This is a genomic window from Anoxybacter fermentans, from assembly GCF_003991135.1.
Taxonomy (GTDB): Bacteria; Bacillota; Halanaerobiia; order DY22613; family DY22613; genus Anoxybacter; species Anoxybacter fermentans.
On sequence record NZ_CP016379.1, the window covers coordinates 1,028,369 to 1,040,353 of the forward strand.

9 protein-coding genes are annotated in these 11,985 nt (G+C 34.3%); 3 read left to right on the plus strand and 6 right to left on the minus strand.

The genetic code is table 11. The features are described from left to right. The first annotated feature begins 7 nt into the window (after nt 1-7). Nucleotides 8-1,735 carry an NADH-dependent [FeFe] hydrogenase, group A6 gene (locus BBF96_RS04590; protein ID WP_127018187.1) on the plus strand — a complete coding sequence of 576 codons (1,728 nt, stop codon included), beginning with the start codon at nt 8-10 and terminating at the stop codon, nt 1,733-1,735. 338 nt (nt 1,736-2,073) lie between these two features. Beyond that, nucleotides 2,074-4,050 carry an alpha-amylase family protein gene (locus BBF96_RS04595; protein ID WP_127016055.1) on the plus strand — a complete coding sequence of 659 codons (1,977 nt, stop codon included), beginning with the start codon at nt 2,074-2,076 and terminating at the stop codon, nt 4,048-4,050. Between the two features lie 45 nt (nt 4,051-4,095). Here the strand turns inward: BBF96_RS04595 and BBF96_RS04600 are convergent, their stop codons facing one another. The 3 genes from BBF96_RS04600 to ylbJ form a co-directional block, all read right to left on the minus strand. Continuing rightward, a complete protein-coding gene (locus BBF96_RS04600) occupies nt 4,096-5,448 on the minus strand; it encodes an MATE family efflux transporter (RefSeq protein ID WP_127016056.1) in 1,353 nt (450 codons plus the stop codon). After that, the gene (locus tag BBF96_RS04605; RefSeq protein ID WP_127016057.1) at nt 5,435-5,902 is read right to left on the minus strand and encodes a MarR family winged helix-turn-helix transcriptional regulator; all 468 of its coding nucleotides are present in this window, start codon (nt 5,900-5,902) and stop codon (nt 5,435-5,437) included. Before BBF96_RS04605 ends, BBF96_RS04600 begins: the two co-directional genes overlap by 14 nt. A 2,327-nt stretch (nt 5,903-8,229) precedes the next feature. Beyond that, nucleotides 8,230-9,471: a sporulation integral membrane protein YlbJ gene (gene ylbJ / locus BBF96_RS04615; RefSeq protein ID WP_127016059.1), complete on the minus strand. Its 1,242-nt coding sequence runs from the start codon at nt 9,469-9,471 to the stop codon at nt 8,230-8,232. Nucleotides 9,472-9,944: 473 nt separating this feature from the next. Here ylbJ and BBF96_RS04620 point away from each other — a divergent pair, with 473 nt between their 5' ends. Then, nucleotides 9,945-10,223 carry a lyase family protein gene (locus BBF96_RS04620; RefSeq protein ID WP_164730905.1) on the plus strand — a complete coding sequence of 93 codons (279 nt, stop codon included), beginning with the start codon at nt 9,945-9,947 and terminating at the stop codon, nt 10,221-10,223. A 218-nt stretch (nt 10,224-10,441) separates the two neighbouring features. Here the strand turns inward: BBF96_RS04620 and BBF96_RS04625 are convergent, their stop codons facing one another. From BBF96_RS04625 to BBF96_RS04635, 3 genes are read right to left on the minus strand one after another with little or no spacing between them, the layout of a single operon-like run. Then, a complete protein-coding gene (locus BBF96_RS04625; protein WP_127016061.1) occupies nt 10,442-10,639 on the minus strand; it encodes a DUF1858 domain-containing protein in 198 nt (65 codons plus the stop codon). Beyond that, complete coding sequence (locus tag BBF96_RS04630; RefSeq protein ID WP_236777914.1) at nt 10,639-11,391, minus strand: nitrite/sulfite reductase domain-containing protein; 753 nt, start codon at nt 11,389-11,391, stop codon at nt 10,639-10,641. Before BBF96_RS04630 ends, BBF96_RS04625 begins: the two co-directional genes overlap by 1 nt. 1 nt (nt 11,392) lies before the next feature. After that, entirely contained in the window at nt 11,393-11,782 is a 390-nt protein-coding gene (locus BBF96_RS04635; RefSeq protein WP_164730906.1) for a carboxymuconolactone decarboxylase family protein, read from the minus strand. Nucleotides 11,783-11,985 lie beyond the last annotated feature (203 nt).

Here is an 11,985-nt window from a genome sequence, read left to right on the forward strand (position 1 = left end):
AGTGAAGATGATCAATTTATTCATAGATGGAAAAGAGGTAGAGGTTCCCGAAGGTTCAACCGTGCTTCAAGCTGCTGAGAAGGCCGGAAAAAAAATACCTACATTGTGTTTTTTAAAAGATATCAATGAGATTGGAGCCTGTCGGGTATGCCTTGTAGAAGTCGAGGGAGCTCGCAATCTTTTAGCTTCCTGTGTAACTCCCGTTTCAGAAGGGATGAAAGTGTTAACTAATACTCCACGGGTACGCCGTGCTCGCAAATTACAGGTGGAATTATTACTATCCAATCACGAAATGAACTGTCCAACCTGTATTCGTAATGGTAATTGTGAGCTTAAACAGGTAGCTGAAGAGCTAGGAATTCGTGAGATTCGGTTTAATGACGGAAAAAAAACTACTTATTCTAAGGATAATTCTACTCCAGCATTGATTCGAGATCCTGGGAAATGCATCCTCTGTCGCCGATGTGTTAGTGTCTGTTCCAATGTTCAGACAGTAGAAGCAATTGTACCAATAGGTCGGGGTTTTGATACTGTTATTGCTCCTTCGGGTTTAAAGAATCTGGCTGATTCTCCCTGCGTAAAATGTGGTCAATGTGTATTAGTATGTCCGACCGGAGCACTGACAGAGAAAGAGTATATTGAAGAAGTCTGGGCAGCATTAGATGATCCGAAAAAACATGTGGTAGTACAAACTGCACCTGCTACCAGGGTTGCAATTGGTCAAGAATTCGGTTATGAACCGGGAAGTATTAATACCGGTCAGATGGTTGCTGCTTTACGGGCTCTGGGCTTTGATAGGGTTTTTGATACTGACTTCACAGCTGATTTGACAATAATGGAAGAAGGTACAGAATTGCTTCACAGACTCAAAAATGGTGGAAAACTACCAATGATTACATCCTGTAGTCCGGGATGGATAAACTTTATCGAGACATTTTACGGTGACTATATCGATCATCTTTCTACCTGTAAATCTCCTCAGCAGATGTTTGGTGCACTGACTAAGACTTACTATGCTGAGAAATTTAACATTGATCCAGCTGATATTGTCTGTGTATCTATTATGCCATGTACTGCCAAGAAGTTTGAGGCAAGACGTCCTGAGATGATTTCCAGCGGTTATCCAGATGTGGACTATGTTCTCACTACAAGGGAATTGGCCAGGATGATCAAGCAGGCAGGGATTAAATTTGATGAACTTGAGGAAGAAGAATATGATGAACCATTGGGAATCTCAACTGGAGCAGGTTTAATCTTTGGTGCAACAGGTGGTGTTATGGAAGCAGCTTTAAGAACTGTCTATGAAATTGTTACCAAAAAAGAGCTTGAAAATTTAGAGTTTGAATTTGCCCGCGGTTTGGAAGATGTTAAAGAAACAGAGATTGATCTTGATGGAACTAAAGTAAGAGTAGCTGTTGCTCATGGTTTAAAGAACGCACGTAAGTTATTAGATCAAATCAAAAATGGAGAATCGCCATATCATTTTATTGAGATTATGTGCTGTCCAGGCGGATGTATTGGCGGTGGCGGCCAACCAATCCCGACTAATACTGAAATTCGTCAAAAACGGATTGAAGCTATATATAAAGAAGATAAGAATATGCCACTCCGTAAGTCCCATGAAAACCCAGTTGTTCAGGTATTATATAAAGATTTTCTCGGTGAACCATTGAGTGAGAAATCCCATCAATTGCTCCATACTCATTATACGAAGCGGAGCAGATATAAAATTTAACTCTTTTCTTCGTGATATATTAATATAATTGAAGTTACGGCACTTTGTATAAGTGCCGTTTTTTTATTTTGTCTCTGAATTGGGGGTATTTTGGAGGTAAAATTATTATAACTAGATATAATTACTTAGTATTAAGTCCACTTTTCCCGATTTCAATCTCAGCCAGGAGAAGTTGACGGACCGTGAAAAGAAAGAAGTTAAACAAAAGGTTGCATTGAGGGATTTTGTGGTATATAATGTATTTAAAAGCAGGTGGTTCAACATCTTTTTATTTTGTGTATTGTGCAAACGTTCGCACACTGATCTATCATTAATTAGTTTAGGAGGTAAGGACTATGATGAGTTCTTGTAAAAACTTAGAAAAATTATTAGAAAGATTGGATAGACTAAAACACCAGGGATTGAATCAGACGTATTATATTCCGGGGATTTGGGATTATAAAAACCAAAATAGTTCAGATGTAATCGAAATTGACCCCTATGAATATCTTAGTAACTTTATCCGGGAATACCTTATTACCCGTGTTAACTCAAAAGTTAATGATTATCTTTTACCGCTTTCATTTTATGAACAGGATAAAAATTGGCTGGCAAAAGGTGGGATTTTCTGTCTAGATATCAGAACTGCTACTAGCTGGGATCATGATTGGGATCAAAAAATTGTTAAACATAATGGTAGGGTGACTGAATTAGGTACTTTTCTTAAAGCGTTTTTTCTGTTACCGCATATTAAAAATTTGAATCTGAATATCTTATATCTGTTACCTGTTCTAAAGCCGGGGAAAAGTTATAGTAAAGGGGAACTGGGTTCTTTTTATGCAATTAAAGATTTTTATCAGCTAAATCCCGATTTACATGACCCTATTTTAGATTTACCTGGTGATCCATTTCCTATTGAGACAGAGTTTAAAGCTTTAATAGAGGCATGTCATATTTTGGGCATAAGGGTTATCTTTGATTTCCCACTCCGTACAGCTGCAAGAGATAATAATTTAATTAAGGACCATCCTGATTGGTTTTATTGGATTAAGTTAGATTATCTCAACGAATATCGGGTTCCAACATATACAATTTATGAAGAGCATGTACAGCCAACTCGTGAACGATTGCAGAAAATCTACACATTACCTGAGACTAAAAAGTATATCAATATGTTTAGTTTTCCACCTAATAAAGTGAACGAAAAAGCCTGGAAAGAACTTTTGACAGAGTTTGAAAAAGATCCAACCCAGAATATCCTGGAACTTATTGAAGAAAAATTTGGACTTACTACTGCTCCAGCATATTCGGATTGGATTAATGATCCTCAACCTAGTTGGGATGATATAACTTTCTTAAGACTTTATCTTGATGAACCTTCTGTACGGGAAGGGTTTTTTGATTCTGAAGTACCGCCATTTTTATTTTTTGATTCGATTAAGACCAATTTATATCCCGGTAATCAACCTAATACAGAGTTATGGGAATACCTGACTGGAATTATTCGATTTTATCAGGAAAACTTCGGTATTGATGGAGCACGAATCGATATGGCCCATGCTTTACCTGAGGAACTGGAAAAAAAGATTATGACCAAATGTCTGGCCTTTGATCCCGATTTTAAATTTATCTCGGAAGAATTACAAAACTCAAATCACCATATTGCGCATAAAAAAGGTTATCATAGTATCATAGGTGAGAATTGGTGGCACGAAGGGCATCTTAATGCTGAGAATCTGGTAAGACTGTTAAAAGAATTACCAACTTTATCTGTTCCATCCTTTGCTTGTGCGGAGACTCCTGATACCCCACGGGCAGCTATTAGGGAAGGTGGCCGGAAATTCAGCCGGATGATTGCTGTAATGAATTTCTTTTTGCCTAATACTATACCTTTTATCAACAATGGTTTTGAACTTTATGAGCGTCAACCAATGAATCTAGGATTAGATAATACTGAAGAGGGGCGTTATGTTTTAGATGAAGATGATCTTTATTATGGACGTTTGGCCTTTTTTGATCGATATCAACTCCATTGGCTTAATGATGGGGTAGAAGAAATGGTTGATTTGATCAGTAAAGGACAGAAGCTGCGTTTAAAATACTGGTCTTTAATTAGCAATCTCGAGTCTTTTTATGTAACTGGAACTATTGAAAAAAATTTAGTTCAGTTTGGTTATCGAAATGAAGAAATGGAATTAATCTGTCTTGTTAACTTAGACTTTACTAAAGAAAAGTCTATTAATGATATAGTTGGTGAAGTTCTGATTAGCTCTGTGCCTGGTGAGATTACTCAAAAACTGAGACCCGGTGAGTTTAGAGTTTACTTGAAAAAATAATGAACGTAAAGAGCCTGCTTTCACAGTGGAAAGCAGGCTTTATTATTAAGCAGTTTTTATTTGTTGATTCATTATCTGAACTTCCTTAGCTACCCAGAGCAGAGTTACCACGGTGGAGAGTAGATCCGCCAAAGGAAAAGCATACCAGATTCCTGCTAATTTAAAGAATTGAGGTAAAATCAGAATCAGTGGGATTAAAAAGAGGATTTGTCTAGACATAGAAAGAAACAAAGCGGGTTTTGCCTTGCCAATAGCCTGAAAAAGACTAGCACCTACAACTTGAAAACCGATCACAGGTAAGAGTAAAATTAGAATCCGGATGATTGGGACTCCTTCTTGAATCAAATTTGGATCATTGTTAAAGATTCTTACAATAGGTTCGGTAAAAATAATCAATATCAAAAAACCAAAAGTAGATAAGGCAGTAGCTGCACCAATTGCCAGTTTTAGTCCTTCCTTGACTCGCATCATATTTTTTGCACCATAATTGAAGCCAATAATGGGTTGAAGCCCTTGAATAATTCCAAAGAGGGGCATCAGCATAAATGCCAGTACACGATTAGCAACTCCCAGGACTGCAATATGGAGATCACTTCCATAATAGGCAATGGAATTATTGATCACAATAGCAAATATACTACCTGCCACTGTACGAACAAAGGAAGAAATTCCAATACTAAAAATTTCAGGTAAAAGATTCAGATCGGGTATTAAATCTTTACGTCTAATTTTTAATATACTCTTTCCACTTAAAAAGTAAATCACAAGGTAGATAAAAGAACTAATTTGAGAAATAACTGTAGCAATTGCAGCACCTTTAATTCCCATGTTAAAACCAAAAATAAAAACAGGGTCTAAAATGATATTGAGTCCGGTTCCAATGATCATTGAAAACATTGCAGTTTTGGCATTTCCTTCAGAACGAACTAAATTGTTTGAGGAGACAGCAAAGACAAAGAAGAAACTCCCCAAAAGAATTACTGAGAGATAGTCAATGGAATAAGGAAGAATAGTATCTGTGGCTCCAAAAAGCCGTAACAGAGGTGTTAAAAAGATTAAACCGAAAATAGTCATAAGTATTCCTAATATTCCTACTGTTGAAAAAGATGTTCCAGCGACTCGCTCAGCTTTTCTATGATCTCCGGCTCCTAAACTACGTGAAATAAGTGATGCGGAGCCAATTCCTACTGTTTGGGCAACAGCCATGATAAGCATCTGGATGGGGAACGATATAGCAAGACCTGCAATAGCTAATGTACCTGCTCCTCTCCCAATAAAAATGGTATCTACCATGTTATAAAGAGCATTTACTATCATTCCGATCATTGCTGGTGTTGAATACTTGAATAGAAGTTTACTAATCTTTTCGTGTCCCAATTCATATTTACGCTTGTTCATAAGTATCACCTTCTATTTTTCCTATTTTTTTGTTAAGTTGCCATAATTGATCCAATGCTTGAATGAAAAGTTGAAGTTCGTCATCTGTGAGATATTCTAACTTTCTTTTGAGGTATAGGTTCATGGTTTCTTTTAATTTTTCTGCTGTCTGTACTCCTTTTTGCGTTAAAGAAATAAAGAATTGTCGCCGGTCATCTTTACTGCGAGTTCGTTGAACAAGGCCTAATTCTTCTAAACTATCGATGACTGAAGTCATACTACCTCGTTGAAGTTCTGTTTTTTTACAGAGAGAGGTCATGGTATTTTTTCCATCACAGTATAAAAACATCAAAACTCGTCGTTGGGTTTTATTGAGATTTGTATCAAAATCTATGTTTTTAAAGTCACTCAATAGATTTTGATGTAATAGATGAAAAGTCTTTAACATTTTTAGTATTAAATTAAAGTAATCCATTTTCCACCTTCCTTTCTAAACTTTGTCTGGGTAGTTAGAAAAACAAATATTAGATTTCTAACTATTTTAGTTTATATTTTTTATTTAGTTTTGTCAAGGGTTTTAATTACAAAAAGATTGAGAGGAATTGGATTTAATTTTATTTAGATTTGAGCGATTGACGAGAGTGGAATTCCAGGAGCTTGGCCGGAAAGTTCATCATATTTTGCAGAATTTTATGAACTGAAGGATTTATATGGGGCTGGTTGGGGTCTGTTTTTAATTATTATTTTTATGTTATGATTTATTACAGACAGTAGTAACTGCCATTTTGTTTTTTATAGATTTTATGAATAAGAAGTCAATGATGCAAAAATTTTAAAGAAGTTAACAAAATATTATTTTAGAAATATTGTTTTTAAACTAATTGAAAGGGATTTTTTGAAATAAAACTATTTTTTATACTTAATAAGTAAAATGGGCATATAATTTTATGAAGAGCGGAATTTTGAACTAATGTAACTATATTTTATATTCATTTCCTAGAATTGGTTTGATGAATTTATCTCATCTCTTTTTGCTAATCTCCAGGGATGTTTCTTTTTAATTTTACGCTGTGATTTTAAGGATATTTAGTTCTTTGCAAAATCTATAAACTTTCTGTTCAGCAGGAACTTTTACCCTTTTATTTGTTAAGGAATAACTAGGACTGATCTTCCTGAAGATTTTGAATTATTAGCTTGTCTTTTTTTTTTGAAATATTCTCATAACAAGTTGATGGTGATAAGCCGATAAAGTCGATAGATATTTAAAACCAACTTAATTAATAAAGATTTTAATTTATTTGAATTATTAGATTTTATAACAGATAAATCTTGTTAGGTACCATGGGTTAGCCTTTCAGGAAAATAATAAAAAGCCTGTAGGTAATATTTAATAAACAAGGAGAGGATGATTATGATCAAAAGAGAAGATAAACTGATAGATTATATAATAAGAAATTGGTATAATAAGTTTAGGAGACTTTATAGTTAATGCATGTAAATGTGTACCCCAAAATGACCTTTCAAAACTTAAGAAAAATTTTAGATTACCAGTAACTAATATGGTCTGGCGAGAATTTGATCTTGTCAGTACTTCCTATAAAACAATAGATGATAGAAATATTGAAATATTTGTTTAAATTTTGAACTTAAAGTTAAAGCAACAAAATTTATTTGAAGAAAAAACAGAATATGTATTTATTTTAATTGTCGGAAAGCCTTCCAATATGAGAAGAGGTAGCATAAAGAATTTAGAAAGTGATGCGGAAGCATTTTTAACACTTTTTAGAGAGGACATCTGGCCTGATCAAAACATTATTCATAATGAGTTGAACATTTACTTAAAAAAACCAGAAGGAGATTAGAATTATATAACATAAAAAAATTCGCAAATTTTAAAAAGCAGCTCATAAGTTAGAAGTTAGAACTAAAATTGAAAGGTGATATTTTATGGATGTATGGATAGCATTAATAGCATTTCTTACGATTTACTCTATTATAAAAAAAAGGATCTGTTCCTTGCTATTTTAGTATTAGTTTTTATTTTGCCTTACTTTGTTATATTTAAGCTAAATATTTTTCAAATGAAGTTAATATATAAAACATTAACATATCTTACTATATGTGCCGGAAGCACATATTCTATTTTTAAGTTTTTTAAATAAATTGAAAGAATTTCAATTATGCAATACAAAATAAATATTTTAAATTTAAATTTTGAGTACCATGCCGAATACCACTCGCTAGTATTTACGGGTAAGTTGAGGATGTAGTATTTTTTTTTGAATACGTATTGTTCTACAGAATTTCAGTTAACATGAGATCACCACAAGGGGTTTTGTCCACATTTGCGTTGGCTATCTCACTCTTGTTAGTTCGCCAAGATAAGCCCGAAACTTTTATCAAGATGAAATAAGATCCAGCTAATGCAATAAAGTGGACCTAACTACCCGATGGTAAGAGAAGAGGAAGTGTTTGCAATAAAGTTTATCTTCGTACTTCTCTGTTGTTAAGATAACTGAAAATTGTAAATTGCTTGAGCAAAATATAGATATCCAAAATTTAAATGACGCCTGTTTTTACTGTGCAAGGGTTAGTCACTCACCCATAACAAAGAAATCGTTAATGAAAGATTTCAGGGTTTGCCTGGATAAGAAAACTTGCCATGAAGAGAGAGAAGTAACAAAGAATCTAGGGGGTCCTGTCGTTTCCAGTGTAGAAAAGTTGGTAGGTCTAATAAGTTAAATTATAAAATTGGCCAGAGACAAATAAATGGCCCCAATTGGGAGGCCATTAATTAAATGTTTATTCTTTGTAGTGAAAGGTTATTATTTGAATTCGTTGGATTATTGCCAAAATTAATGAAATTGCTAACATTATTCCCAATATTAGAAGGAACCTGTTAAAAAGATAACCGAACCTATTCAGAAATCCAGGGGAATAAGGGAATTTATTAAAGTAAATCGGTAAATGAACAGGTGCTAAAACATTTGTAGCAGGACTTAAAAAGAGGAATGTGGATAATGCTGCCAGGATAGCATGTATTACTCTAGCCAGAATATAAGGGATAATTCTTATATCAGTTCCATTAATCATAGTAGCAACCTGAGCATGGACTGAAAAACCTGACCATGCAATAATTCCACTACAAATCATAACACGTTGAAAAAGAGGTGCAGCTGCTTTAGCAGCTAAGTCTGCTCCATTGGTAATTTCAAATAAACCGCCGATAATAGGTAAAATCATAGATTCTACAATACCAAAGGGAGCAAGAATGAACATTATTATTTTAGTCATAATTGTTACAATACCTACAGCAGTGAGAATTTCGGTAATTACAGAAAAGAGTATAATAAATCCACCAATCAAAAGAAGAGTATTCACTGAATCACGTATGGAATCACCCAATAACTGCCCAAGGGAGCGCCCATCATTTTTCCTGGCTTCTAAAAGAGCATAAAAAGCCTGTTTTAGAATATTATTCCTTCTGGGTGCAGTTTCTTTTATAGTTTCTTCTTTTTCCTGTTTTCGTCCATAAAAACGCATAATTATTCCCAAACAAAGGCTTGAGACATAATGCGCTCCTGCTATAGCATATCCAATAGCAGGTTCTTTAAACATACCTACTGCGACTGCACCAATCATGAATAGAGGATCTGCTGTATTTGTAAATGCCAATAATCGTTCACCCTCGATTCTGCTACAGAGTTTTTTACGTCTCAACTGGCCTGTAATTTTTGCGCCGATTGGGTATCCGGAAGCAAGCCCCATGGCCATAGCAAAAGCACCTACACCAGGTACCCTGAAAACGGGACGCATCAATGGTTCTAGCAGAGCTCCCATTGCATGAACCACACCCAGCCCCATTAGTAGTTCAGCTAATATAAAGAAAGGAAGTAAAGCCGGGAAAACAATCTCCCACCAGATTTTTAAACCTTCAACAGCAGCATCAAAGGCCTTTTCCGAATAAATTACCATGCAAATGGTAATAAGTACAGTGATTAATGCCAATGTTACCCATTGTCTTTGTTGCATCGTTAATTTCATGAACATTTTCCCCCTATCTTAAAATTCAGTGACTATAGTATAGATATTTTTAAAAGATTATGATTATGCTTCAAAAAGACATAAAAGAAAAATATCTTTGTTAAAAATCCTTTACTTAATTTTATTGAACTATTTATAATTTTAGATGAAATTTGTTTTACAAAAAATTATTAATAGATAAGGGATTTAATCGCATTCAGGTTTTAAGGGATAGAGTATCAGGAGAATATAATTATGGAAGAAAATATTTTAGAAAAAGCTTATATTTATATCAGAGTGAAATCTTATTATTTCATTTCCTTGGTTATGAAAAAGAATCTTCTTTGATAAGTTGATACCCATTTCATTCTGCCCATGCTCTAACGATTAAATAAGAGTAAAGAATTAGTCAAATTACCATATTAATGGGATTAAAGAAAGCGGAAGAAATTATTTTTCTAAAATAATAAGATTTTTTCTTGATAGAAGGTAAGTTGGAAGATATAATTGGAAGAGAGATTGCGGGTGATCTGCATATTGGAAGAAGTAGAAATGATATAGATATCACTCTTTACTGCATGGCTTTAAGCGAAAGAGTTCTTCAATTAATGGAATGGATTTGTAACTTTGAAGTATTACTTCAGAGTTCCAGAGAAAATAACGATACTGTAATGCCGGACTATACATACAATCAACGGGCTCAGCCAACTATTTTAAACTATTTTAGCTCACCATTTAATGGGATTGTCATTAATACTTATAAGGCAGTTTGAGATGTTGATTATCTCTTAGTAGTTGCGGGTTCTTTCTATATATGGCTTTTAATCTTAGCAGGTTTATATCAGATCTTTTGGCTCTGGTCGATGCATTGAATAAGATAAAGTAATAGATGAAAACCGGAGTCTAAGTAATACATAAAATTGTGATTAGCAGTTATAAAAATCAATTAAAAAAACAAGACCCGCAGGACTATACCTACGGGTCTTGTTGATTATTTTTCTACAGCCTTGTTTAATTCTTTGACCAATTCATCAATATCATATCCATGAACATTTGCTGCCTGTTTAATGGACTCACCTGTAGCAGTTGGGCAACCTAAACAGTGCATTCCAAATTGCTGAAAAATGGGTATAGTTTCGGGATACTTCCTTAGAACTTCTGCAATGGTCATCTCTTTAGTAATTTTCATCAGGATTCCTCCTTTTTAATTCCACATAATTGATCATCATCTTCCATATATTCATATTTAACAGTAGTTGGACGATATTGAAGATATTTATTGTCTACCAAATTAAAAACTTTTCTACGGAATTTTTCGATTCCTATTCTTTTAATCAAATTTCCCACTCGCTCAGTTATTTTTGCATTTTCCATATAAAATTTCATAATAGCTTCAAAGATAACTTCAACTTCTTCAGCAGTGCGGTTTTTGATCAAAGTCCAGGCTATCCGAGCGTCATGTGCCCCACTTCCTCCAACAAGAATATTATAACCATCGTCAGTTCCGATAATTCCAATATCTCGAATTGCTGGGGCAGTACAGGAAAGATGACAACCGCTAATAGATATTTTCATTTTAGCTGGAGTTTTTGTTCCACGCCATCTTGTATCCAGTTTTTTACCCAATTTAATTGTCTCCTGACGTGCTCTTTTACAAAAAGTATTTCCAGGGCAAAACCGTACACCACGGCAGGTGAGACCGGTTATGGATTCGGGTTTCATGCCTAAATCTTTCCATGCTTGTTCCACTTTGTCAGCTTTAAGACCAATTAATGCAATTTGCTGACCTGAAGTAATTTTAACGGTAAGATTATATTTTTCAGCTACTTCAGCGATTTTTTTTAACTTTGATGCGTTCATCAATCCCCCTGGAATATATGGGGTAATAGCAAAGATTTCTGGATTAACCTGTTTATTTGCACCTAATGGAATTTTTTTCATTTTAATCACCAATCGTCTCCTCTGGTAAATGTTTATCAAGATATCTGATAACGGGAGCCAACTTTACCAGTATCGGTGCACCTTTCAGCCAGACAATTTGGCGTAAAACTTCCAACACTTCCTCTCTGGTTGCACCATTTGCTACAGCTTTCTTTAACTCCAGCATAGTACGTGCTTTATGATCATCAAAGATTGCCGATGCAAGAGCGATTAAATATTTGTATTTTAAGGGAATTACCTTATCCTGCCATATAAGATGATGATAGTCGGCAAGAAGCTGCTGTATATCAAGACCTAATTTTTCTGCAACTATTATTCCTGGAGGGGTAAATCCCATATCTTTTTCAAATTCTTTTCGCAAATTCCGTTCAGGTTTTTTGCTGTTGCTCATGTTCAGAACCTCCCTCATATTAATATACCCAAAAAAATTAATTAAAATATATTTTCAACTTTATTTTATCAATGAAAAAGGAGAGGTACATTGAGAAATATCACAGTTTGAATTAATTTTTATCACAATTTTAAAAACCAGGAATATGTTACTTTTGAATAATCAGGTTCTTTAAAAGCTAATGATGATTTGTTTGAGCTGGC